Raw genomic sequence first — 23495 nt, 5'->3', positions numbered from 1 at the left:
GATGTACAAAAAACCGAACCGATTAAATCGGTTCGGTTCAATTTTATAGATCATCAAATCCGTTCGCGTCTGTCACTTTCGCATAAGAACGTGACTTTTGTTCGAAGAAATCAGATTTTGTCGCATTGAGCGAGTCATCTGAGTATGCACGGATCCAAGGCATGACATCTTCGTCAAATCCTTCATACAAGTCATTCAGACCGATGACGCGGAGGCGTTTATTCGCCAAGTATTTGACGTAGTCTCGCATTTCACTGACGTCGAGTCCATCGAGGTCACGGAGAACGTATTCACACCACTCGATCTCGAGATCGACCGCTTCTGCCATCGTGTCGTATACGAACTGACTGAACTTTCCGTTTTCATCAATCTTCGGATTTTCTGTTAGCACGGCACGTAAGAGCTGGCTGATGAAGTAAGAATGTTGCATCTCATCACGTTGGATATAACTGATCATCGTTGATGTACCGACCATCTTTTGGTGGCGGGCGAGATTGTAGAAATAAGCGAATCCTGAATAGAAGTTGATGCCTTCTAGAATGACGGATGCAACGAGCGATTTCGCAAAGTTTTCAGCGTTCGGAGTCTCGCGGAACGCTTCATATAAGTCCAAGATGAATTGATTGCGCTTCATGACCATTTCATCGTCTTTGGCGATGTCAAAGATTCGATTTTGTTCAGCGAGTGGCACGAGACTTGATAGGACATAGCTGTATGATTGATTGTGCACGACCTCTTGTTGTGCGATGACCGCGAGAACGGCGTGTACAGACGAGTCAGATGAGAACATAGAAGACTCGAGGATGTATCGTGTCTGGACCGAGTCGAGAATCGAGAGCAGTCCGATGATCCGTTTGAATGCATCCTGTTCACGTTCAGTCAATTGCGGCCATTGTTGCATATCCTTAGACATTGAGATCTCATCAGGAATCCAAAAGTTCGATAATAACTGTTTGTAAATGGTATAGAACTGAGGATACGCGATATCGTTCCAATTGACGATCGAACTCGTTTCCCCGCCAATGATGGCGGTTGCCCGGTTAGGATGTTTGGGCGACAATAATTTGATTTTCTGAATCGACATGATGCATAACTCCTTCTTCTACATGGTGAGCCATCCGCTCTGCCCAATTTTGGACGTTGAACGGTTGGTTACGTGGGGACTGCTCGATTTTAAGCAGTTCCCCGGCAAGTGGGATTCCGTATTTTGAAAGGTGGTACGCCATCTCGTCAACAGCGCGACAGAAATGTACAAACATCTTGTCACCGGTTCCGAATACCGCAGCTTGTCGAATCGGCACTTGGAGTTCCTTTAACACGAGGCGGAACGTATCTTTCATTTCGTCTGGTAAGATTCCGTCTGCCCACGTGTAAGAGCCGAAATAGACGAGGTCGAACGAAGCGAGTGATTGAGCTTCGCGATATCCGACGCGATCGGCATCATAGCGGACGACCGTATCGCCACGGTGATGATGTGTCGATTCGATGAGCGATGCCACTTCTTCTGTGTTTCCACTCATCGAATGACAGATGATTGCGATGTTCATAGGGTGGACCACCTTTCTATAAAATATACATAATGATTATGACGACGGTTTACGAAGCACACGACTCACATTCGTCGACTTCGACAGTCGTCGAACGAGTGTAGTAAATCGACTTCATGCCAAGAGACCATGCCTCGAGGTGCATCGCAAGAAGCTCTGTCGCTTTTACATCGTTCTTCACGTATAAGTTGAAGCTGATTGCTTGGTCGATGTGGCGCTGGCGAGCCGCGTTTTGACGGATGCTCCATAATTGATCAATTTCAAATGCTGATTTATAGAACCAGTTCGTGTCCGGCGTCAAGTCGGGAACCGTGACTGGAATCTTATAGTTTTTCTTCTCTTCTGAGTAGACCTTTTTGTAGACCGGGTCAATCGATGCGGTACTACCAGCGATAATCGCCGTCGATGAGTTTGGTGCAACGGCCATCATATAGGCGTTACGGACGCCGTTTTGATGTACTTCTGCTGCGAGACCGTCCCAATCGAGGTCGTCGTGTGAACGATAGTTCCGGCGCTTGAAGTATTCGCCTGTATGCCATTCTGAACCTTCGAAGACGCCGAATGCTCCTTTTTCTTTGGCGAGTTCCATCGATGCTTGGATTGTGAGATACGCGATTTTTTCATAGAGTTTCTCTGCATATTGAACGGCATCGACCGATTCCCAACGGATTCCTTCTAGTGCGAGCAAGTGATGCCAACCGAACGTTCCTAGACCGACTGCACGATACTTCTGGTTCGTGATCATCGCCTGTGGAACTTCGATCGTATTCAAATCGATGACGTTATCGAGCATACGCATTTGAATCGGGATGAGTCGTTCGAGCACATCGGCTTTCACGGCACGAGCAAGTGCGATTGAACTCAAGTTACAGACGACGAAATCACCAGGAGTCTTTGTGATGACGATTTTTCCGTCTTGTGTGTATTCTTCTTCGATTGTCGTTGCCGACATGTTTTGCGCAATTTCAGAACAGAGGTTTGAACTGTAGATCATCCCGGCATGTTTGTTTGGGTTTGCGCGGTTCACTGCGTCTCGGAAGAACATATATGGTGTACCTGTTTCAAGTTGTGAGCGCATGTAACGTTTTACAAGGTCGATGGCTGGAACTGTCACACGAGATAATTCTGGCGTGTTGACACATTCCATATATTTCTCTGTGAAGCTTCCACCGTTCTCTGATTCGTCAAAATAGTCTTCAAGGCTATATCCCATCACGGTACGAATCTCGTGTGGATCGAACAAGTGCCAGTCGCCGCGTGCCTCGACCGTACGCATGAAGAGGTCCGGTAAGCAAACGCCTGTGAACAAGTCGTGTGTCCGGAGGCGCTCATCCCCGTTGTTCAATTTCGCGTCTAGGAATTCGAAGATGTCCTTATGCCAAATGTCTAAATAGACGGCAATTGAGCCTTGACGCATACCGAGTTGGTCGACAGAGACGGCCGTGTTGTTCAATTGCTTCATCCAAGGAAGGGCACCACTTGAGACGCCTTTGAATCCTTTGATGTCACTACCACGTGAACGGATTTTCCCGAGGTAGACACCGATTCCACCGCCACCTTTTGAGAGCGTCGCCACATCGGTGTTCGAATCATAAATGCCACGGAGGGAGTCATCAACTGTATCAATGAAACAAGAGCTGAGCTGTCCATATGATTTACCGGCGTTTGACAACGTTGGTGTCGCGACCGTCATATAAAGGTTTGATAAAGCCCAATAAGCTTCTTCGACGAGCTTCAATCGAGTCGTCTCATCTTCTTTTTGCATGAGCGTCATCGCGATGACCATGAAGCGCTCCTGTGGAAGCTCATAAAGGTTCTTCACATGATCGCGCCCAAGATAGCGGTCCGACAACGTGCGGAGTCCGATATATGTGAAGAGACGGTCACGGGATGGATCGATCAATGTTTCGAGATGGTCCATGTCTTCTTTTGAATACGTATCGAGAAGCGCTGACGTGAAAATTCGTTTTGATGTTAACGTCTCGACCAGTTGATAGAAGTTACCATAACGCATAGATGCTTCGTAACCGCGGTTGCGTGCCGCTTCAAGATAGAGGCGGTTCAAGTACATTTCCGTTGCCACGAACGTCCAGTCCGGTTCTTCGGCTTTCAACATATCGAGGGCATGCATCGTCAATAAGTCATATACTACATCTTGTGTTAGCGTTTTTGTCTCGAGCGCCCGAATAGCCCGTTCTTCATAGCGCTCTACGCTTAAGTGAGGATACCGTGTCTGGATAGATTGAATAAGAGAAGAGACGTCAGAAAGCGTTGGAGCCGCTGGTAGCATCGTCTCGTGGTGGATAGGGGATGTCAAAATAGATCACTCCTTTAGATGGTGTAGACGTTATAAAAGGATAATAAGAACTTCCTTACCTGTCACAATATCGTGTTAACGATCAAAATACCCGTTAACTATATATTGACACTTTTTTATCTTTTTAATCATAAAACACCTATATTTAGTTTTTCAATCCTTGACATTCTGGAATGTGCCCGTCACCTTTTTGCTTTTGCTCCAAAAGGGCTTCATGACCCAATTTGAGACAGAGAACTGAGATGAAAAAAATTTATGTATTGTCTTTGCTTGTTTTTTCACAAATTGATGAATTCGATTTCATCACTCTTGATGAAACATTTCATCCGTTTGTTTGAGGTGGAATGGATTGTATTTGACGTTACTTATCAAAATACCTGCATATTCATTTCATACTAGATATAGTGTTCTGATGAATCAAGAAATATGAATCCATTTGTCAAGGCTGGTATCCGAGTAAAAAGTAAGGTAGATTGGTGAAGTAGGACATGGAATTTCAGCGAAAAGAAGGGTTTAACAAGTGCGTACAGAAGACTTATTATTAACATGGGACCCACTCGGTTATGGGGCAGGTTCATACGGACCTGAGTTTGATGAAGTCATGATGGCATTAACCTATGTCGATTCTCCCGAACAATTGACCGAAGTGATTCGCCGAACGCTTCTTGAAGCGTTCGATGCGTGTCCACTAGAAACAGAGATTTTCGAGATGGCGCAGCGACTCCTCGTATCGTCATCTTGCCAACTATAAGGAGGAACCAATAATGTTACGAATTGATCCAACACCGAATCCGAATGCGATGAAAGTGACACTTCCAGAGAACGTGTTTGGCGCCAAGAGTCAAAGTGTGAAGGCGGGCGAAGCGACAGATCAACCGCTTCTCGCCAAGTTAGTTGAAATCGAAGGCGTGGAGAGTGTCTTTGCTTATGGTGACTTTGTGACCGTATCAAAGGAGAACGGTGTGAGCTGGGAAGCAATTCTTCCACTCGTTGAGACGGCATATCGCGGATGAAACCGATTGTCTCGATTGTCATTCCGGCTTATAAACGCGAGACGGAACTGACGGAACTGCTTGAAAGTCTAACGGTCCAAACATTTCAGCAGTTTGAGGTCTTGGTCATGAATAATGAAGGGCCGCCAAAACAACACCTTTTGGCGCCTTTTTTGAATCAATTGGATGCACGTGTCATCGAAGTGGGTGAAAACCATCATGTTCGTGCCCGTAATCGTGGTGTTCTCGAAGCGAGAGGCGATGTCATCTTGTTACTAGACGATGACGATTTGCTCATGCCGACACATCTAGAGGCAGGGCTACGCGACCTTCAACAGGCTGACCTCGTCTATTCGGACGCTGAGCTGTTCCGCTTCGAATGGAGAGGAGGCCGTCGTGTCGTGACGGACTGGGAACCGTTCGCTTACGCGTTTGATCGAGAGCGGATGCGTCAGGACTCGACGTTTATCCCTTCGGGTACGATGTATCGCAAATCGATTCATGACACGATCGGCCTATTCGACGAAGACGTCTATAACTACTGGGATTGGGATTTCTTGTTAAGGGTAATGGATGCATTCACCGTGTCACACCCGGCGCGTGCGACGGTACTGTACGCGTTCAACGGGACCGACAACCTATCAGCAATACAGGATGAAACGAGACGTCGTTATTTTGATCGTTTTTGTCAAAAGCACGGTCTGACAGACATGGAGATGAAGAATTTCCATATCGTTCAGGAGGAACGACGTTCATACGTGAGACAGACAGAGAGAACGTTCACAGGCGTGCTACCTGGTCGAACGGAAGGAGAATAAGTATGTATTCATCAAAAGAACTTGAGTTGTTAGAATTGTTAGAAGAAAAGGGGTATCTCGAGACGAAGATGTTGGCTGACTTGTTGGCACTCGATGAAGAGACGATTGAGTCGATGCTCGAGAAGTTCAAGCAAGACGGGATTCTCCTTGGATTTCGTGCCATGGTCAATTGGCAAAAAATCAATCGCCACGATGTCACTGCCTTCATTGACGTTAAAGTGACTCCGAAACGAGGGCGCGGATTTGACGACGTGGCCGAGCGTATTTATCGCTTCCCAGAAGTGACGGCGCTTTATTTGATGTCGGGGGCTTATGACCTTCAAGTCGTCATCCGGGCAAACTCGCTTCAAGATGTTGCCTCATTTGTCTCAGACAAGCTTTCGCCGCTTGATTCGGTTTTGTCGACGACAACTCACTTCAAATTGAAGACGTACAAACATGACGGGATTTTGTTCACCCCACAAACTGAAGATAAGCGGTTGAACATCACGCCATGAAGTCTTTATCAAATCAAGTCGTCTCGATGAAGCCATCGGGCATTCGCCGTTTCTTCGACTTAGCACAGACGATGGATAACGTGGTCTCTCTCGGGGTGGGAGAACCGGATTTCATCACACCGTGGAACGTGCGAGAAGCGAGCTATGCCGCACTCGAAGAAGGATATACGGCCTATAGTGCTAACGCCGGTCTCATCGAGTTGCGTGAAGAGATTGCAACTTATATGAAAGAACGCTTTTTAGTCGAGTACGATCCGACGTCTGAATTGATTGTCACGACAGGGGCATCGCAGGCGCTCGATATCGCATTCCGTGCCCTTCTCAATCCAGGGGACGAGGTCATCGTGGTCGAACCGGCATTCGTTTCATATGGTCCACTCATCGAGTTGGCAGGTGGAACCGTCGTGCCTGTCGCGTGTCGTCCAGAGAAAGGGTTTCGACTCGATCGGGATGACGTCGAGCAAGCCATCACAGAACGAACGAAAGCGATCTTGCTCTGCTTCCCGTCCAATCCAACGGGCGCTACGATGAATGGCGACGAACTCGCGCAAATCGCAGAACTCGCGACAAAGTATGACCTTTGGGTGGTCAGCGATGAGATTTATGCGGAACTTTGTTATGACGACCCATTCGTCAGCTTCGCGACGCTCCACGACATGCGAGACCGGACGATTGTTGTGAATGGTTTCTCAAAAGCGTTCGCAATGACAGGATGGCGTCTTGGCTTCACATGCGCGCCCGAAGTTGTGACGCGAGAGATGTTGAAGGTCCATCAATATGGCATGATGTGTGCACCTACGCTCGTTCAATTCGGTGGACTCGAGGCACTTCGGACTCGTGAGCAGCACGTGCCGAGCATGGTGAAAAGTTATCGTCAACGTCGGAACTATTTCATTCAAGCGCTGAACGAGGCGGGATTACCGACGCACGTGCCAGGTGGAGCATTTTATGCTTTTCCTTCGATTCGACATACTGGATTGACGAGTGAGGAATTTGCAGAACGTCTTCTCATCGAAGAACGTGTCGCCGTTGTTCCTGGAAATGCCTTCGGTGAGAGCGGGGAAGGATTCGTCCGGGCGAGTTATGCGACTTCGCTCGAACAACTACAAGAAGCGATTCTCCGGATTCAACGTTTCATGAAACAATTTGAAGTCACAGTAGCCAAGGACTCTCATTCGTGAGAGTTCTTTGGCGTTTTAGCGATATAACGAAAGGGAAAAGACGGGCGAGGTGAAGATGATGAAACGATTTGACTTTGTTGCAATCGGGTGTGGTCCGTATAATCTTGGTCTCATGGCCCTTGCGGAAAAAACTGAACTGCATGGGATTTGCTTTGAGCAACGCGCGGAGATGATGTGGCATGAAGGCATGTTGATTGAAGGGATGACGATGCAAACGCATTATTTACAAGATCTCGTCACGTTGGCGGACCCGACCCATTCGGCGAGTTTTCTGAACTATTTGAGTGATACGGGTCGACTCCAAACATTTATCACGCAAGAACAAGATAAGATTCCTCGAACGGAATACAATCGTTACTTGCGATGGGTTGTAAATCAACTGTCGACGATTCGTTTCAATCATTATGTGTCTGACGTTGTAGTGGAAGAAGAGGGCTTCCTCGTGACCGTCGAATCAGATGGTCGATCGACACAAGTTCATACAAGACATCTCGTCCTAGGGACAGGGGCGGCGCCATTCGTGCCGGACGGGTTTGAACAAGTCATTCATACGAGCGATTATTTGACGTACCGGGACGTCCTCAAAGACCGATATCGTGTCGCGGTCGTGGGGAGCGGACAGAGTGCGGCGGAAGTCTTTCTGGACTTGTTGCGTGAAGCGACGGATGAACAACGCGTCGACTGGATCACACGCTCCGAACAATTTGAGTCACTCGAAGCAGGCAAGCTTGGGGATGAAATTTTTAGTGTGGATTATGTCGATTATTTTCATAAGCTACCGTACGACGCTCGGCAAGAGCTACTCGGGTCATTCGAGCGTTTCCGTCATGGTGTCAATCCTGAGACGATGACCTCGATCTATGAGACCTTGTATCATCGGACGGCAGAAGCGGAAGCGACGAAGGCTGATATGATGACACAGGTTGAAGTGGAATCGATTTCTTATGATTGGTTAACACATCGTTTGAAAGGGACCCAACGGTATACGGGAGAAGTGATTGAAAGAGAGTACGATCTCGTTGTCGTGGCGACGGGGTATCGCCCGGTGATCCCATCTTGGATAGATCAGCTCCCGGTTGTATGGGAAGTAGAGGGAGAATGGGCAGTCCGTGACACGTATGAGGTGATCATGAGCGAGTCGCTAGGCGGAAAGTTGTTTACGCACACGAATATAGAGCATTCACATGGTCCGGCTGCGACGAATCTCGGGATGGCAGTCTATCGAAATGCGGTCATTTTGAACGACATGGCTGGAGAAACGATCTATCCGATTCGTCATCAGAAGCCGTTTACGACATTTTGAACAAAAAAAGGCTAGGCGAGTCGCCTAGCGGAATCAGGGGGGAATACTTGAAGTCTTGCTTGATTTGTATTTACCCCGCACTTCGACTTTAAAACATACCAACACGTCAAAAATAATCTTTTTTGCTAAATTCTACACTTTATCGAAAAAAGTATGTTATAGTAAGTTGATGAATTTAGCATAGGAGTTGTTTGTAATGGCAAAATACGAAAAAGATCAAGTATTAACAGGTAAAGTAACAGGAATCCAACCTTTCGGTGCTTTCGTAGCACTCGACGATGAGACTCAAGGTCTTGTACACATTTCAGAAATCTCACACGACTACGTAAAAGACGTAAACGATTACGTTCAAGTTGGTCAAGAAGTTGAAGTGAAAATCCTTGAAGTGGACGAAGCTTCTAAAAAAATCAAGCTTTCAATGAAAGCGACTCAAGAAGCTCCAAAACGCGAGAAGTCTGCGAAGCCAGCTCGTCGTGCGCCACGCCGCAACGAAGCATCTTCAAACTTCAAGCAAGAAGAAGCTCCAGGATTCACAGTCCTCAAAGACAAACTTGAAGACTGGATCAAAAACACAAACTTCAAGAAGTAAGTGTTTCAAGGTGGCCCGTTCTAAACGGGTCACCTTTTTTATTTTACAGGAATCGGCGGATTGAATGACGAAACTGTAAAGCGAATAGGAGGGGATGGCATGAAGATTGGCATCATCGGAACGGGAGGAATTGCGACGAGTGCCCATATCCCGAATTATGTCAAAGCAGGCATGGATGTGGTAGCGGTCATGAACCGGACACGGGCAAACGGGGAACGTGTCGCACGACAGTTCGGCATCCCGAACGTTTATGAGACGGTCGAAGAGATGCTTTCACGCGAAAATCTCGATGCGGTCAGTATATGTACACCAAACGCCTTACATAAAGAGCAAGTGCTGCTTGCGCTTGAAGCAGGATGTCACGTTCTCTGTGAGAAGCCACCGGGAATTTCAGAGAATGAAGCGATCGAGATGTTGGAAGCGGCAAAACGAGCCGGAAAAACATTGCATTACGGATTCCATTACCGACATCGTGAGGATACGGTTCTGTTGAAGCGAATGATTGATGCGGGTGAACTCGGAGACATCTATGCAGCGACGGCGCTCGCGCTTCGACGGCGTGGAATTCCGGGATGGGGTGTCTTCACGAATAAAGAACTGCAAGGCGGGGGTGCATTACTCGACATAGGTGTGCATATGTTAGACCTGGCGCTTCATTTGATGGGATACCCGAAACCGAGAGAGGTCGTCGGTCATGTCGGTCAGTACTTAGGGAATCGTTCGGGTGTCGGCTTGCTGGGGGAATGGGACGCGAGTTCGCTCACAGTCGAGGATACGGCGAGAGCGATGGTCACGTTTGAAAACGGAGCATCCTTATTACTCGACGTCAGCTACATGGCCAACATCGAGGAAAAAGATACGATGCGAGTGGAATGTCGCGGCACGAAAGCCGGAGCCAGTCTGTTCCCGCTCACACTTCACACGGAGAAATTTGGGGCATTGTTTGACGAGCGACCAGCTTATTTGACTGAACACGACCCGTATGAGCGGCAAATCCGACTCTTCCTTGAGGCCTGTGGAGAAGAGCCGAACTATCAGCAAGCGGAGGAAGCGGTCATCTTGCATCACATCATCGACCGTATCTATCAGTAAGCACGATACTTTTCATTCCGTGAAAACAGGGTATATAGTGTAGGTGTTACATATTTCTATGAGGAGGTTAACTTATGCACAACTTTGAATACAAAAACCCGACAAAACTAATTTTTGGGACACATCAGGTCGAAAAATTAGGTGGAGAACTAGAAGCGCTTGACGCGAAGAAAGTGATGCTCGTCTATGGTGGCGGAAGCATCAAAAAGAACGGGACGTACGATGAAGTCGTGGCCGAGCTTGAAAAAGCCGGTATCTCATACGTAGACTTCTCAGGTGTTGAACCGAACCCGCGGATTGAGACTGTACGTCGTGCGGTGAAATTTGCGCGTGAAGAGGACGTTGATGCCTTGCTAGCTGTCGGTGGCGGTTCCGTCATCGACTGCACAAAACTGATTTCAGCAGCGATTCCATATGACGGGGACGCGTGGGACATCGTACTTCGTGAACATATCCCGACAGAGGCGGTACCATTCGGGACAGTCCTTACACTCGCTGCGACAGGGTCGGAGATGAACTCGGGATCGGTCATCACGAACTGGGAGACTCAAGAGAAGTTCGGTTGGGGTCACCCACTTGTATTCCCGACATTCTCGATCCTCGATCCACGTTACACCGTGTCGGTTCCAAAAGACCAGACAATTTATGGCATCGTCGACATGATGAGCCACTGTTTCGAGCAATACTTCCACCCGAACCATGCGCCGGTACAAGAACGCATGACAGAAGGTGTTTTGAAAGCGGTCGTCGAATCGGCACCGAAACTCGTCAACGATTTAGAAAACGTAGACCTCCGTGCCATCATCTTATTCTCAGGTACGATGGCATTGAACGGTGTACTTCAAATGGGTGCAGCCGGTGACTGGGCATCGCACAACATCGAACACGCCGTATCTGCTGTCCATGACATCCCGCATGCTGGGGGCCTCGCGATCCTCTTCCCACGTTGGATGGAACATGTGTTGGATGAAGACAATGCGGCTCGCTTTGCTCGACTCGGTACGGAAGTGTTCGATGTGGAGCCAGGTGCAACGGATTTAGAGACAGGGAAGCGTACAATCGAGGCCATCCGTGCGTTCTTCGATCAACTCGGTGCACCGAACTCGCTTCGTGACTACGATATCGATGAGTCGACATTCGATGCGATTCTTGATTCTGCGATGAAACGTGGTGCATTTGGTCGTTTCCGTACGCTCGAACGGGAAGATGTTGCGCATATTCTCGAACTAAGTAAATAAGGCGATTTCTTGCCTATTTTGCAATAATGATTGAACGAATCTAGACTTTCCGTTTATGATGGGTCATGTATGGCTCTTTTACGAGCGATTTAAAGGAGGAAATGACATGTCAACTGTACGTTTCGATTATTCAAACGCGCTCTCATTCGTAGGGAAGCATGAAATCGACCAAATGCAAGAAACGGTAAAAACTCTCCACTCGGTGATTCACGAGCGGAGCGGTGCCGGAAGTGATTTTCTTGGGTGGGTCGACCTTCCGACCGAATACGATCAAGATGAGTTCGCACGAATCAAAGCTGCGGCGGAACGAATTCGCGAGAATTCAGATGTTCTCGTCGTCGTCGGAATCGGAGGTTCTTACCTCGGTGCCCGTGCAGCGATCGAAATGCTTCAACATTCGTTCTTCAACGTATTGTCAAAAGAAGAGCGCAAGGCGCCACAAGTATTCTATGCGGGCCATAACATCTCTTCAACGTATATGAGAGAGTTGCTTCAAGTGCTTGAAGGGAAAGACGTCTCAATCAACGTCATCTCGAAATCAGGAACGACGACAGAACCTGCGATCGCATTCCGTGTCCTCAAGCAATTCATGGAAGACAAGTATGGTCAAGACGGAGCGCGTGAGCGGATCTATGCGACGACAGACCGTGCCCGTGGCGCCCTCAAGACGCTCGCGGACGCTGAAGGTTACGAGACGTTCGTTATTCCAGATGACGTCGGTGGACGTTTCTCTGTCCTCACACCGGTCGGACTTCTTCCGATTGCCGCTGCAGGAATCGATATCGATGCTTTGATGGAAGGCGCACGCGATGCACAAAACGCCTACAGCTCGCCAGAATTGGCTGAGAACGAAGCGTATCAGTATGCAGTCGTACGTAATGCTCTCTATGCGAAAGGTAAATCGATTGAGATGCTCGTCAACTACGAACCAGCTCTACACTACGTGTCAGAGTGGTGGAAACAGCTTTACGGAGAATCAGAAGGGAAAGACAACAAAGGGATCTTCCCTGCGGCTGTCGACTTCTCGACTGATCTTCACTCGATGGGTCAATACATTCAAGAAGGCCGTCGCGACTTGTTCGAGACAGTCATCCGTGTGAAAGAAGTCCGTCACACAATGAACGTCCCAGAAGACGCACAAGACTTGGATGGTTTGAACTTCCTCGCAGGCGAAACAATCCAATTCGTGAACGACAAGGCGACAGAAGGGACGCTCCTCGCACATACAGATGGGGACGTACCGAACCTTGTCGTCGAATTGCCAGAGATGACACCTTACCACCTCGGTTACTTGTTCTACTTCTTCGAGAAAGCATGTGCAATGAGCGGATACATCCTCGGGGTGAACCCGTTCAACCAACCTGGCGTTGAAGCATACAAAGCGAACATGTTCGCATTACTCGGTAAACCAGGGTATGAAGAACAAAAAGCAGAACTTGAAAAACGCTTGAATCAATAAGAAAACGAATCGGTCCGCGTGTCGGACCGATTTTTTTGTTTGAAACTGGGTGCAGACAAGGTAAAGTGAGAGTAGACAGGGGAAAGAAAGGGATGGACTATGAAGACATTCAAGGATTACTATCATAATCAAGTCGAGTTAAGCTTCACCCATTATCCGTTCTCAGACACGCCGCTCCACGTCTGGGTCGTCGCCCGATATAAGGACAAATGGGTATTGACGAAACATAAGCAACGAGGGCTCGAATTCCCAGGTGGGAAAGTCGAGCCGGGAGAACATGAGGATGCCGCTGCCATCCGGGAAGTATATGAAGAGACCGGAGGCGTCGTCAAGACATTACGATACATGGGGCAGTATCGTGTGCTCGGCCGCGGCGACACCGTCATCAAAAACATTTATTTTGCGGAAATCGAACGATTCGAAGATCATCCCGCAGTCGACGAGACGGATGGGGCCGTCTTGATCGATGTCTTGCCGGACAACCTACTACGGAATCCACGTTACAGTTTTATGATGAAAGACCGTGTCTTACCGGAAACGATGAGGGTGCTCCATGAGCAACACTTGGTTTGATCGGGTCGACGTCTTGCCACCTTATGCCGGTTATCGGGTGACGCGTGGGTGGTATACGACAAATGATGGGGAAGAGGTCGTCGCCTATTCGATTGAACCGAAACGGTCGAACGGACAGGTATTGATGTACTTACGAGGGGGGACGGCACGAATCGGAGACGTCCGGTTGCCGCGACTCATGCAATTTGCGGCACGTGGTTTTCATGTGGTGGCCCCGGTTTATCGAGGCAATCACGGAGGTACGGGAAAAGAAGACTTCGGTGGAGAGGATTTAGAAGACGTACTCTCACTCTATGATCGCGTCCAAACGAGTGGACGACCGATTCATGCACTCGGTTTTTCGCGCGGTGGGATGATGGCACTCTCTCTCGCATCTGAACGACCGGTCACCACTGTCACTTCATGGGCCGGTGTGACGAATCTAGAGTGGACGTATGAAGAGCAGCGCTCGATGCGGAAGATGTTACGTCGCATGACGGGCGGGGACCCTGAATCGGCAGAAACGGCATATACGGAACGTTCTCCGCTCTATAAGGAATGGGGCGCTCCAACGCTGATCATCCATGGTACGGATGATGAGCAGGTCCGATTGCGCCATGCGACGGCAGTCGCCGAGAAATTAGGTGAGCAGGCCGAGTTTTGGGTGCTTCCGTTCGGACACCAACTCCCGTTTTGGGATAAATGGGAGACGACCGAACAAGCGATGGAATGGATGCTACAACAAGCGAAAGCACCGACTCGATGAGTCGGTGCTTTCGTATTAGATGACCAGTGGACCGGCTGCGATGACCGATTCACTCGCTTTCGTGAACCGTGTGAAGTTCTCTTTAAACTTCATCGCGAGTGCCTTCGCCTCGACATCGTAGCGAGCTGGGTCGCTCCACGTGTCACGTGGATTGAGCACGTTACTCGGTACGCCTTCGATGGCTACTGGAATCTCGACGTTGAAAATGTCATGTTTCTTCGTCTCGACGTCACGAAGTTGACCGTTGACTGCGGCGTTGACCATCGCACGCGTGTAAGCGAGTTTCATACGTGAACCTTCACCGTATGCACCGCCAGTCCAACCTGTGTTGACGAGGTAGACATCCACGTCGTGTTCCTCAATCAATTTACCGAGCATATCCGCGTAACGCTCTGGAGCGAGCGGAAGGAACGGTGAACCGAAGCAAGTCGAGAATGTCGCCTGTGGTTCTGTGACACCGCGCTCGGTGCCGGCAAGTTTTGACGTATAACCCGACAAGAAGTGGTACATCGCCTGTTCTTTCGTCAGTTTGCTGATCGGAGGCAAGACGCCATATGCATCTGCCGTCAAGAAGACAATCGTATTCGGATGACCTGCGCGAGATGGGAGCATCGCATTGTCGATGAACTCGATTGGATATGCCGCACGTGTGTTTTCCGTCAGGGAAATGTTCTTATAGTCCGGTGTACGATCTTCATTCAACACGACGTTTTCAATCAATGAACCGAAGCGAATCGCATCATAGATTTGAGGTTCGTTCTCACGAGACAAGTTGATCGTCTTCGCGTAACAACCTCCTTCGATGTTGAAGACCCCGTCCGGTGACCATCCGTGTTCGTCGTCTCCAATCAAGTGACGCTCAGGGTCAGCCGAGAGCGTTGTCTTCCCAGTGCCCGACAATCCGAAGAAGAGTGCCGTTTCGTTCGCATCGTTGACGTTTGCTGAACAGTGCATCGATAACACGTTCTGCTCAGGTAGCAAGAAGTTCATGACGGAGAAGATAGATTTTTTAATTTCGCCACCGTATTCTGTTCCCCCGATCAGAATCGTGCGCTTGGCGAATGAGACGAGAATGAACGTCTCAGAGTTCGTACCATCGACCGCAGGGTCTGCTTTATAGCTCGGTGCATAAATGACCGTGAACGGGTCGAACGCACCTTTCGTCGGCCATTCGCGTAAGAACAATTGTTTGGCGAACAGACTGTGCCACGCATACTCCGTAATGGCACGGACAGGCAACGTATAGTGTTCATCTGCACCAGCGGATGCTTCTAGATAATACAGCTTATCCTTCTTTTCTAAATGGTCGAGAACTTTGTCAAGAAGTGCTGAAAACTTCTCTTCTGCGATCGGTTGGTTCACTTTACCCCAATCGACGAGGTTGTTGCTGACTTCATCTTGTACGACGAATTTGTCTTTCGGTGACCGTCCGGTAAAAGCACCGGTGCTGACAGATAATGCCCCGTCTTTTGTCAGTACACCTTCACCATTTTGAATGGCTTCTTCCACCAGCTCTGGAACCGTCAAGTTCCGTAACATGTCGGCACCATTAATTAATTCTTCGATTTTCAGGAGCGTTGTCGCCATCCTGAATCCCACCTTTCCCCTAAATAGATGTGGATGAAATCCGCATACTTCCGCGATTACGATTAATCAGTATGACATTTTTAATTATATGTGACACACTAATTAAACACAAGCGTTTCTTCTCTCTAAGTAAGCGCTTTCTTACAAAGTTATTTTATCACATTCTCTTATCACAAGGTGTTAAAAAAAAGAAACGAAATAAAAAAATGTTTGACGATTCACAAACAGAAATGTTTTGCAAGTCTGTGAAAACTTTTACGAATTCGTCCGATTCCCTTGACATAATCGAGTGTCATTTATATGATGGTTTTCGTAACGGATACTCTTATTCTGAGCGGTGGAGGGAACAAGGCCCTACGAAGCCCAGCAACCGTCCGACATGAAGTCTTGTGCGGAAAAGGTGCTATCCTGAAGCGAAGCCATTAGCTTCGAACGATAAGAGGGTAAGGAAGAACGATTCAACCTTTCCCCATGTATGTCATCGGGGGAGGTTTTTTTCATTACCGTCCCAAAGCAACGCGTAAGGGGAACGAGTACCGTCCACATAATACCCTTATTATAGGAGGTTTTTTGAATGTCAAAATTGAACCGTCGACTTTTTACTTCAGAGTCGGTTACTGAAGGACATCCAGACAAAATTTGTGATCAGATCTCTGACTCCATCTTGGATGCCATTTTAGCGGAAGACCCGAATGCCCGTGTTGCGGCAGAAACGTCTGTCACAACAGGTCTTGTACTCGTAGCTGGTGAAATCACAACGTCAACTTACGTGGATATCCCGAAAGTTGTCCGTGAAACAATCCGCGAAATCGGATACACGCGTGCGAAATATGGCTTTGATGCTGAAACGTGTGCGGTCTTGACGTCAATCGATGAGCAATCGGTAGACATCGCGCAAGGTGTTGACCAGGCGCTTGAAGCACGTGAAGGTCAGATGACTGAAGAGGAACTCGATGCAATCGGTGCAGGAGACCAAGGTCTTATGTTCGGATATGCGACAAACGAGACACCTGAGCTCATGCCGCTTCCAATCTCGTTGGCACACAAGTTGTCACGTCGTCTTGCTGAAGTGCGTAAGAACGGTACGCTCGAGTACCTTCGTCCGGACGGGAAGACGCAAGTAACGGTCGAGTATGATGAGGACAACAACCCTGTTCGCATCGATACGATTGTTATTTCGACACAACACGCTGAAGAAATCACGCTTGAGCAAATTCAAGAAGACTTGAAAAAACATGTCATCGAGGCAGTCATTCCGGCTGAACTCATCGATGCTGAAACAAAATACTTCATCAACCCGACTGGTCGCTTCGTAATCGGTGGACCACAAGGGGACGCAGGTTTGACTGGACGTAAGATCATCGTCGATACGTACGGTGGATACGCTCGTCACGGTGGCGGTGCATTCTCTGGTAAAGATCCTACAAAAGTTGACCGTTCAGCGGCATACGCAGCCCGCTATGTAGCGAAAAACATCGTTGCAGCAGGACTTGCTGATAAAGCAGAAGTTCAACTTGCATACGCAATCGGTGTTGCACACCCAGTATCAATCGCTGTCGATACGTTCGGCACAGGTAAATTGAGCGAAACGGAACTCGTTGAACTCGTTCGCGAGAACTTCGATCTCCGTCCAGCAGGCATCATCAAGATGCTTGACCTTCGTCGCCCAATCTACAAACAAACGGCAGCTTACGGTCACTTCGGTCGTACAGACATCGAACTCCCATGGGAGCAAACAGATAAAGCAGCCATTCTTGAAGAAGGCGCGAAACGTTTCGCGTAATCATCAAAAACGACCTTTCCGAGGAAAGGTCGTTTTTTTATGCTGTCGGTGGTACCTGTTTGTTCGAATCGGATGAAGAATCGGTTGTCGGATCTTGTCCAAGCGCCGTATCCTTCGCTTCGACGACTTTCTCCCCGATGTCCTGTAAGTCCGACTTGGCCTCTTGAGCCGTCTCGACGATTTTAGTGACGTCCTCTTTCACGGTATCGACTTCCCCGACGACTTTTTCGTATACGTTTTGGACATCTGTAGAGACTTCTTGAATCTTTGTCGAGGCCGACTTCACTTGTTCAATGACTTGAGACGCCTTTCCGGCAGGATCTTGTTTCACTTCGTTGACGATGCCCCCGACCGACGATTTCGCATTCGAGAGGGATTGCTTTGTCTGCTCCCGGTTCGAGGAGCTAAGTAAGGCGAGTAGACCACCGACGAGTGCACCGAGCAACATCCCGGTCACGACACTGATTTTTGGACTTCCCCCGTCCAATTGATCGAATTGGCGGTTCGGGTTTGCTGTCTGTTCTACTTTCGGGTCATGTTCTTGTCTAGGTTCCATGTGGTTCCACTCCTTCGTTTGATTGGCATTGGTTGTGTTATACCCTAGAGCAATGTCTACGTAACGTTTTCTGATGAATCGTCATGAAAAAGAAATGAAGGAGCAGGATAAAAACACCGGGATAGGGAATGATACAAATAGATTGGCCAAAAGGGGGAAGCTGTCATGAACATGAGGGAAGCAGTGCCAGAAGATGCGACGCTGATTCGGAACATCGCGCTGGCGACCATTTCACAGGATGATTCCAATCGAACGAGAGCGATGGAACGCGCGTATCGGCAAGAAGAGATTGTACGAGCAATCAGTTCAAGTGAAGAAGCACGAGAACAGTATTTTATCGTTGGCGAATATGAAGAAGATGTCATCGGATTTTGTCATGCCATCGATCGCGGTGACATGTGGGAGATGCTCCGCCTCTATCTGCACCCCGATTATCATCGAAACGGCTACGGCGCAGCCTTTTTGGCCCACCTTCAATCGAAAAAAGAACAGCCGATGGAAGTGTACGTTGAGAATTCGAATGAGCAAGCAATCGCCTTCCTCTTGCATCAATCTTTCAAAGAAGTGAATCGCATCCAGGAAGAGGTGTATGATCGCCCGATGGAACTCATCCATTTACGATATGACCCGAGCTAAGCCTCCAGACGGATTTTATTTAAACATCAGTTGCGGCTGATGTTTTTTTGATACAATGAATGTAGTCTATAAACGAGGTGACGGCTGTATGGCAAATGAAGAAGTACGAAAAGGAGTCATCGTCATCGTGTATCCGTTACAATTCACGTCACGGATCAGCGAGAACTTTATTCGACGGCTCGAAGACGAGTATGAAGTCATCGTCGTCCGCGAACAATCGATTGGATTGACGGCGGGTGACCATAAGCAACTAATCAAGCGAGCATTGCGCGAGGCAGGAGAATATAAATTACCGATTCATGTCGTGGCATTCAGTCTTGGCGCACTCTTAACGAATCGCCTTTTACAGGAGTACGATGTGCCACTCGGGAGTCTCACATATATCTCCCCATTGTTTGATTGGCATGCCACTCGTCAAATCGGTGGGTTGAAACAAGTCGTCGCAAGTGCTGTCGACCGTTTTCGTCCTGACTTGCCACTTGGGATGATGACATTTACTGGCGGCGGAGACGAGTCGTCCCGATTCGGAGAAATCACATATGCGCAATATCGGGAGATCGAAGAAGAAATCGTCGAGCATCAGGAAGAGAAGAAGCATCTGCCACGCCTTCCGCTCGCCTGTTTCTATGCACCAGACGACCAGTTTGCGGACGTGAAGTTGACGTTGAATGTTTGTCGAAAAATCGGTGGGGACCAAGTGTATATCCGGCGATTGGAAGGATTCCCACACTTTGGTTACGAACGATTGAACACGAAATTCGCGGAAACCCTCATGACGTTTTATGAATTGATTCAAGAATGACAGAAGGCGACTCTAATGAGCCGCCTTTTTCTTATGCACGTTTTTCAATCGCCACGATGAATGGGGGATGATTGACTTGGTTGATAAATCCATAACGCAGGACGCCTGCCTGTTTTTGATCGAGGGACTCTACATAATGAAGCACCTCGTCTCGTTCGACTTTCCCACTTTCATGTCCGTGGTAAATCACGATGACGATGACGCCACCGACAGCCATGACGTCTAATAGTTGGGATAATGCGGCAATCGTCGTATTTCCGTGTGTCGTGATCGATTTATCACTTCCCGGTAAATACCCTAAGTTGAAGACGGCCGCGGTGATCGGACGCGCTTCCTTTTCAACGACCGCTTGGACCGTATCGTGACTATCATGAATCACGGTCACACGTTCACTGACATCCGCTTCTTCAACCCGCGCCTTTGTGGCTGCTACAGCTTCTGATTGGATATCAAAAGCATAGACATGTCCTGTCTCGCCTACAGCATTCGCTAAGAACAACGTATCGTGTCCGTTCCCGGCCGTCATATCGATGGCGACCTGACCTTCCTCGAGATGGTCATGTAGTAATTGTTTTGCAAAAGGTAGTACTCTCATTAATCCCATACATCTCATCCTTCTTTTTTCCTTGAAAAGAATCCCGGCGCTCCAATTCCGCACGAATCTTGTTTAGCACCTGCATCTTGTGACGGCTCCATAGCGGACCGATCAAGAGGTCGGGAGGACCGTCTCCTGTCAAACGATGGACGATCACCTCGGGAGGAATCCGTTCGAGTTGATCACAGACGAGGGAGACGTATGTGTCTTCATCCATCAAGTCGAGCAGTCCTTTCTCATATTGACGGGCGAGCGGTGTGTGTTTCAAGACGTGAAGTAAATGGATCTTGATTCCTTGTATGTCCATTTTAGCAACTTCTCGTGCCGTGTCGAGCATCATCTCTGGTGTCTCACCTGGGAGGCCATTGATGATATGAACGCAGACACGAATATTGTGACGGCGAAGTTTCGCAAGACCGGTCAAAAACGATTGATAGTCGTGCCCGCGATTGATCTTTTTAGCGGTGGTGTCGTGTACGGTCTGAAGACCAAGCTCTACCCAAAGGGAAGTCCGTTCATTCAACTCTGCTAAATAGGCGACGACGTCGTCCGGCAAGCAGTCAGGACGTGTCGCAATCGAGAGACCGACGACCCCATCCTCATTTAGTGCCGGTTCATACAATTCACGTAACCGCTCGACTGGTGCATACGTATTACTAAACGCTTGGAAATAAGCAATATAATTGGCATTTTTCCACTTCCGGTGGAGACGAGCCTTCACTTCTGCAAATTGAACGGGAATCGGATCGCAAGCATTTCCCGCGAAATCACCACTTCCATCGTCCGAACAGAAGGTGCATCCGCCTTTTGAGACACGTCCGTCACGGTTCGGGCACGTGAAGCCACCATCGAGTGGCACTTTAAACACCTTGCCCCCGTACTCTCGGCGATACGCCTCATTTAGTGTATGGTAGCGATTTTGACCGAATGGATTCATGTTCATCTCTCCTTCCTTGCTCATCCTATCACAAACGGAAAATGACAAAACTTCATAATAAGTAATTTTTCTTGACACTTCGTTGGCGTTCGTTTAGGTTTGATAAGGAAATCTTGTCGATTCGGCCTTTTTGTGCCGATTTTTTTAATGTGAAAGAAGAATGAAAGGAGGACTTGGTGTGAACAATAAAATGCCAATTTCGGTATGGATTTTAGTCATTGCGATGGCGCTCAATACAACGGCGGCGTCTTTTTTATGGCCATTTAACACACTGTATATTCATGATTTTTTAGGTGAGTCGATGACGCTTGCTGGGGTGGCGCTTCTTGTGAACTCGGCACTCGCGATTGTCGGGAACTACATCGGAGGGACGCTATTCGATCGAATCGGTGGGAAGACGACGTTGATGATTTCTGTCGGTCTCTTGCTCGCGAGCTCGCTTGGATTTTTACTGTTTCATGCCACGTTCTTCGGCTATCTCGTATGGCTCGGATTGATCGGTCTTTCAGGTGGACTCGTCTTTCCGACCGTATATGCGTTTGCGGGTCTCATTTGGCCAGAAGGGGGACGCCGTTCGTTCAATGCGATTTACGTCGCGCAAAACGTGGGGGTCGCCCTCGGTACGGCAATGAGTGGTCAAATCGCTCGATTTAACATCGAGTGGATTTTTTATGCGAACTTCTTCTTATCGGTCTTATTTGTCGTGGTGCTCTTGTTTGGACTGCGTTATTTGAAAAACCCGGCACGTCCTGTCGTTCAGTCGCAACTAGAAGCGGCAGCCACGACACTATCGAGTGCGACGATGAAATCGATGTGGTATGTCGCCGTCGGTTATGCGGTGCTTTGGTTCGTGTATGTTCAATGGCAGGGGACGATTGCGGTTCACTCGAAAGATCTCGGCGTCACAATCAGTCAATACTCACTCCTTTGGACAGTGAACGGGGCGATGATTGTCTTCGCACAACCGTTGCTCAACCGCGTCTTACGACAGTTTGAGGACGACTTAAAACGTCAATTGATCATCGGGGCATCCATCTTCCTCGGTGCGTTCTTGATTGTCCCATTCGCTGGTGGATTCGGGATGTTCATGGTCGCGATGGTTGTCATGACCATCGGGGAGATGTTTGTCTGGCCGGCTGTTCCGACGATTGCGGCGAAGCTTGCCCCACCTGGGAAAGCTGGGCAATACCAAGGGCTCGTCAATATCGCAGCATCCGTCGGTCGAATGATTGGACCGACGTTCTCCGGTTTATTATTCGACGCGTTCGGCATGAATGCAGTATTTACATTGATTATTTTGCTGATTATCACAGCTAACATTGTCTTTTTACGCATTCGTTCATTAAATGTTCAAAATTCGTGACTTTGCGCATATTCTCTACAGATTTAAAGCTTCGACCTATTGACTTTCGAGGATAAAATTTAGGTGAAGGATCCTTTCACCACATATGTTGTTGTCGGTCAATTCTCATTGAAGGGGATGGGCATGATGAACGAGGAAGTCAATTTACTCGTGTTGGCAACGCAGTATATGTTTTGGGTTGGTTTTGTAGGAATGGCGGCTGCGACTTTGTATTTTCTCGTTGAGCGGAGCAGTCTGGATCCCGAGTACCGTTCGGTCGCGACGGTGGCGGCACTCGTTACGTTTGTAGCAGCGATTCATTATTACTTTATGAAGGATGCGGTCGGCGATTCTGGATTACTATCGGAAATCACCGGGTTTCCGACGGAGATTCGGTATATCGATTGGCTTGTCACGACACCCTTACTCTTAATCAAGTTTCCGCTACTGCTTAGCCTGCAAGGGAAGATGAAGACCGGTTTATTAACGAAGTTGATTATCGCGGATATCATCATGATTGTTGCCGGTTATCTCGGCGAGTCGTCCATTAACTTGAACGGCGGATTCACGCAACTTGGACTTTGGGGATATATTGTAGGTTGTATTGCGTGGCTTTATATCATTTACTTGCTCTTCACGAACGTCACGAAAGCGGCGGAGACGTCACCTCCACCTATTCGGAAGGCGTTACTCAACATGCGTCTCTTCATTTTGATTGGGTGGGCGATTTACCCAATCGGCTATGCGGTGACATTGTTCGCAACAGGGATTGAAGTTCAGCTCGTGCGCGAATTGATTTACAACGTTGCGGATTTAATCAATAAAGTGGGATTCGGATTAATTGCGTTCTTTGCTGTTAAAACCATCTCAACGCAAAAACAAGTCAAAGCTTGAAAACTTCAAGTT

General features: G+C 48.3%; 24 protein-coding genes and 1 riboswitch. Of the genes, 17 read left to right on the top strand and 7 right to left on the bottom strand.

Annotated features, from left to right (window positions below; genetic code table 11):
• Window positions 1-43 precede the first annotated feature (43 nt).
• The 3 genes from ACFO4U_RS06465 to ACFO4U_RS06455 are packed head-to-tail and all read right to left on the bottom strand — an operon-like array spanning window position 44 to window position 3852.
• Complete coding sequence (locus ACFO4U_RS06465; protein WP_074036411.1) at window positions 44-1084, bottom strand: ribonucleotide-diphosphate reductase subunit beta; 1041 nt, start codon at window positions 1082-1084, stop codon at window positions 44-46.
• A complete protein-coding gene (locus tag ACFO4U_RS06460) occupies window positions 1041-1547 on the bottom strand; it encodes a flavodoxin domain-containing protein (protein ID WP_215243792.1) in 507 nt (168 codons plus the stop codon). The genes ACFO4U_RS06465 and ACFO4U_RS06460 overlap by 44 nt, the downstream gene beginning before the upstream one ends.
• Before the next feature lie 49 nt (window positions 1548-1596).
• A complete protein-coding gene (locus ACFO4U_RS06455) occupies window positions 1597-3852 on the bottom strand; it encodes a ribonucleoside-diphosphate reductase subunit alpha (RefSeq protein WP_371730226.1) in 2256 nt (751 codons plus the stop codon).
• Between the two features lie 532 nt (window positions 3853-4384).
• Between ACFO4U_RS06455 and ACFO4U_RS06450 the strand changes: the two genes are divergently transcribed.
• From ACFO4U_RS06450 to ACFO4U_RS06395, 12 genes are all read left to right on the top strand, one after another.
• Window positions 4385-4615: a DUF1871 family protein gene (locus ACFO4U_RS06450; protein ID WP_214690701.1), complete on the top strand. Its 231-nt coding sequence runs from the start codon at window positions 4385-4387 to the stop codon at window positions 4613-4615.
• A 13-nt stretch (window positions 4616-4628) separates the two neighbouring features.
• A complete protein-coding gene (locus ACFO4U_RS06445) occupies window positions 4629-4877 on the top strand; it encodes a NifU N-terminal domain-containing protein (protein WP_074036416.1) in 249 nt (82 codons plus the stop codon).
• Entirely contained in the window at window positions 4874-5674 is an 801-nt protein-coding gene (locus ACFO4U_RS06440) for a glycosyltransferase family 2 protein (RefSeq protein WP_159562578.1), read from the top strand. Before ACFO4U_RS06445 ends, ACFO4U_RS06440 begins: the two co-directional genes overlap by 4 nt.
• Window positions 5675-5676: 2 nt before the next feature.
• Complete coding sequence (locus tag ACFO4U_RS06435) at window positions 5677-6171, top strand: Lrp/AsnC family transcriptional regulator (protein ID WP_012726802.1); 495 nt, start codon at window positions 5677-5679, stop codon at window positions 6169-6171.
• Window positions 6168-7352: an aminotransferase gene (locus tag ACFO4U_RS06430; RefSeq protein ID WP_159562577.1), complete on the top strand. Its 1185-nt coding sequence runs from the start codon at window positions 6168-6170 to the stop codon at window positions 7350-7352. The genes ACFO4U_RS06435 and ACFO4U_RS06430 overlap by 4 nt, the downstream gene beginning before the upstream one ends.
• 58 nt (window positions 7353-7410) lie before the next feature.
• The gene (locus ACFO4U_RS06425; RefSeq protein WP_215243793.1) at window positions 7411-8655 is read left to right on the top strand and encodes a lysine N(6)-hydroxylase/L-ornithine N(5)-oxygenase family protein; all 1245 of its coding nucleotides are present in this window, start codon (window positions 7411-7413) and stop codon (window positions 8653-8655) included.
• Window positions 8656-8851: 196 nt separating this feature from the next.
• The gene (yugI, locus tag ACFO4U_RS06420; RefSeq protein ID WP_074033496.1) at window positions 8852-9244 is read left to right on the top strand and encodes a S1 domain-containing post-transcriptional regulator GSP13; all 393 of its coding nucleotides are present in this window, start codon (window positions 8852-8854) and stop codon (window positions 9242-9244) included.
• A gap of 99 nt (window positions 9245-9343) precedes the next feature.
• Complete coding sequence (locus tag ACFO4U_RS06415) at window positions 9344-10336, top strand: Gfo/Idh/MocA family protein (RefSeq protein WP_215243794.1); 993 nt, start codon at window positions 9344-9346, stop codon at window positions 10334-10336.
• Window positions 10337-10410: 74 nt separating this feature from the next.
• Complete coding sequence (locus ACFO4U_RS06410; protein ID WP_159562574.1) at window positions 10411-11574, top strand: iron-containing alcohol dehydrogenase; 1164 nt, start codon at window positions 10411-10413, stop codon at window positions 11572-11574.
• 106 nt (window positions 11575-11680) lie between these two features.
• Complete coding sequence (locus tag ACFO4U_RS06405; protein WP_074036426.1) at window positions 11681-13033, top strand: glucose-6-phosphate isomerase; 1353 nt, start codon at window positions 11681-11683, stop codon at window positions 13031-13033.
• Window positions 13034-13132: 99 nt separating this feature from the next.
• The gene (ytkD, locus tag ACFO4U_RS06400) at window positions 13133-13606 is read left to right on the top strand and encodes an RNA deprotection pyrophosphohydrolase (protein ID WP_159562573.1); all 474 of its coding nucleotides are present in this window, start codon (window positions 13133-13135) and stop codon (window positions 13604-13606) included.
• Window positions 13587-14351 (top strand): alpha/beta hydrolase family protein, encoded by a 765-nt coding sequence (locus ACFO4U_RS06395; protein ID WP_214690705.1) that lies wholly within the window; start codon window positions 13587-13589, stop codon window positions 14349-14351. The genes ytkD and ACFO4U_RS06395 overlap by 20 nt, the downstream gene beginning before the upstream one ends.
• Before the next feature lie 15 nt (window positions 14352-14366).
• Here the strand turns inward: ACFO4U_RS06395 and pckA are convergent, their stop codons facing one another.
• Window positions 14367-15938 (bottom strand): phosphoenolpyruvate carboxykinase (ATP), encoded by a 1572-nt coding sequence (gene pckA / locus ACFO4U_RS06390; protein WP_215243795.1) that lies wholly within the window; start codon window positions 15936-15938, stop codon window positions 14367-14369.
• A 322-nt stretch (window positions 15939-16260) separates the two neighbouring features.
• Window positions 16261-16380, top strand: a riboswitch (SAM riboswitch).
• A gap of 132 nt (window positions 16381-16512) precedes the next feature.
• Between pckA and metK the strand changes: the two genes are divergently transcribed.
• Window positions 16513-17721 (top strand): methionine adenosyltransferase, encoded by a 1209-nt coding sequence (gene metK, locus ACFO4U_RS06385; protein WP_012726792.1) that lies wholly within the window; start codon window positions 16513-16515, stop codon window positions 17719-17721.
• A 37-nt stretch (window positions 17722-17758) separates the two neighbouring features.
• Here metK and ACFO4U_RS06380 read toward each other — a convergent pair whose 3' ends face one another.
• Window positions 17759-18277, bottom strand: a complete 519-nt coding sequence (locus ACFO4U_RS06380; RefSeq protein ID WP_196430939.1) for a hypothetical protein — start codon at window positions 18275-18277, stop codon at window positions 17759-17761.
• Window positions 18278-18442: 165 nt separating this feature from the next.
• Here ACFO4U_RS06380 and ACFO4U_RS06375 point away from each other — a divergent pair, with 165 nt between their 5' ends.
• Together ACFO4U_RS06375 and ACFO4U_RS06370 are read left to right on the top strand one after the other, a co-directional pair.
• Complete coding sequence (locus ACFO4U_RS06375) at window positions 18443-18913, top strand: GNAT family N-acetyltransferase (RefSeq protein WP_159562569.1); 471 nt, start codon at window positions 18443-18445, stop codon at window positions 18911-18913.
• An 88-nt stretch (window positions 18914-19001) separates the two neighbouring features.
• Window positions 19002-19715 carry an alpha/beta fold hydrolase gene (locus ACFO4U_RS06370; protein ID WP_074036433.1) on the top strand — a complete coding sequence of 238 codons (714 nt, stop codon included), beginning with the start codon at window positions 19002-19004 and terminating at the stop codon, window positions 19713-19715.
• 31 nt (window positions 19716-19746) lie between these two features.
• On the opposite strand, the gene mnmM is transcribed toward ACFO4U_RS06370, so the two are convergent.
• Together mnmM and mnmL are read right to left on the bottom strand one after the other, a co-directional pair.
• On the bottom strand, window positions 19747-20319 hold the full coding sequence (mnmM, locus tag ACFO4U_RS06365) for a tRNA 5-(aminomethyl)-2-thiouridylate-methyltransferase MnmM (protein WP_074036434.1): 573 nt from the start codon (window positions 20317-20319) through the stop codon (window positions 19747-19749).
• Entirely contained in the window at window positions 20273-21247 is a 975-nt protein-coding gene (mnmL, locus tag ACFO4U_RS06360; RefSeq protein ID WP_215243796.1) for a tRNA modification radical SAM protein MnmL/YtqA, read from the bottom strand. The genes mnmM and mnmL overlap by 47 nt, the downstream gene beginning before the upstream one ends.
• Window positions 21248-21425: 178 nt before the next feature.
• Between mnmL and ACFO4U_RS06355 the strand changes: the two genes are divergently transcribed.
• On the top strand, window positions 21426-22610 hold the full coding sequence (locus ACFO4U_RS06355) for an MDR family MFS transporter (protein ID WP_260563642.1): 1185 nt from the start codon (window positions 21426-21428) through the stop codon (window positions 22608-22610).
• 126 nt (window positions 22611-22736) lie between these two features.
• Entirely contained in the window at window positions 22737-23483 is a 747-nt protein-coding gene (locus ACFO4U_RS06350) for a bacteriorhodopsin-like (RefSeq protein ID WP_214690708.1), read from the top strand.
• The last annotated feature ends 12 nt before the right edge of the window (window positions 23484-23495 follow it).

This window comes from Exiguobacterium profundum (assembly GCF_042652865.1).
GTDB classification, from domain to species: Bacteria; Bacillota; Bacilli; order Exiguobacteriales; family Exiguobacteriaceae; genus Exiguobacterium; species Exiguobacterium profundum.
Note: the sequence above shows the minus strand (reverse complement) of the source record. Positions and strands in the feature narration are given on the sequence as shown.

Coding starts and splice junctions, on each gene's coding strand:
- ACFO4U_RS06380 (WP_196430939.1), bottom strand. CDS start 18,277: ATGGAACCTAGACAAGAACATGACCCGAAAGTAGAACAGACAGCAAAC.
- ACFO4U_RS06415 (WP_215243794.1), top strand. CDS start 9,344: ATGAAGATTGGCATCATCGGAACGGGAGGAATTGCGACGAGTGCCCAT.
- ACFO4U_RS06370 (WP_074036433.1), top strand. CDS start 19,002: ATGGCAAATGAAGAAGTACGAAAAGGAGTCATCGTCATCGTGTATCCG.
- ACFO4U_RS06425 (WP_215243793.1), top strand. CDS start 7,411: ATGAAACGATTTGACTTTGTTGCAATCGGGTGTGGTCCGTATAATCTT.
- ACFO4U_RS06465 (WP_074036411.1), bottom strand. CDS start 1,084: ATGTCGATTCAGAAAATCAAATTATTGTCGCCCAAACATCCTAACCGG.
- mnmL (WP_215243796.1), bottom strand. CDS start 21,247: ATGAATCCATTCGGTCAAAATCGCTACCATACACTAAATGAGGCGTAT.
- ACFO4U_RS06435 (WP_012726802.1), top strand. CDS start 5,677: ATGTATTCATCAAAAGAACTTGAGTTGTTAGAATTGTTAGAAGAAAAG.
- metK (WP_012726792.1), top strand. CDS start 16,513: ATGTCAAAATTGAACCGTCGACTTTTTACTTCAGAGTCGGTTACTGAA.
- ACFO4U_RS06395 (WP_214690705.1), top strand. CDS start 13,587: ATGAGCAACACTTGGTTTGATCGGGTCGACGTCTTGCCACCTTATGCC.
- yugI (WP_074033496.1), top strand. CDS start 8,852: ATGGCAAAATACGAAAAAGATCAAGTATTAACAGGTAAAGTAACAGGA.
- pckA (WP_215243795.1), bottom strand. CDS start 15,938: ATGGCGACAACGCTCCTGAAAATCGAAGAATTAATTAATGGTGCCGAC.
- ACFO4U_RS06375 (WP_159562569.1), top strand. CDS start 18,443: ATGAACATGAGGGAAGCAGTGCCAGAAGATGCGACGCTGATTCGGAAC.
- ACFO4U_RS06350 (WP_214690708.1), top strand. CDS start 22,737: ATGAACGAGGAAGTCAATTTACTCGTGTTGGCAACGCAGTATATGTTT.
- ytkD (WP_159562573.1), top strand. CDS start 13,133: ATGAAGACATTCAAGGATTACTATCATAATCAAGTCGAGTTAAGCTTC.
- ACFO4U_RS06405 (WP_074036426.1), top strand. CDS start 11,681: ATGTCAACTGTACGTTTCGATTATTCAAACGCGCTCTCATTCGTAGGG.
- ACFO4U_RS06410 (WP_159562574.1), top strand. CDS start 10,411: ATGCACAACTTTGAATACAAAAACCCGACAAAACTAATTTTTGGGACA.
- ACFO4U_RS06445 (WP_074036416.1), top strand. CDS start 4,629: ATGTTACGAATTGATCCAACACCGAATCCGAATGCGATGAAAGTGACA.
- mnmM (WP_074036434.1), bottom strand. CDS start 20,319: ATGGGATTAATGAGAGTACTACCTTTTGCAAAACAATTACTACATGAC.
- ACFO4U_RS06460 (WP_215243792.1), bottom strand. CDS start 1,547: ATGAACATCGCAATCATCTGTCATTCGATGAGTGGAAACACAGAAGAA.
- ACFO4U_RS06430 (WP_159562577.1), top strand. CDS start 6,168: ATGAAGTCTTTATCAAATCAAGTCGTCTCGATGAAGCCATCGGGCATT.
- ACFO4U_RS06440 (WP_159562578.1), top strand. CDS start 4,874: ATGAAACCGATTGTCTCGATTGTCATTCCGGCTTATAAACGCGAGACG.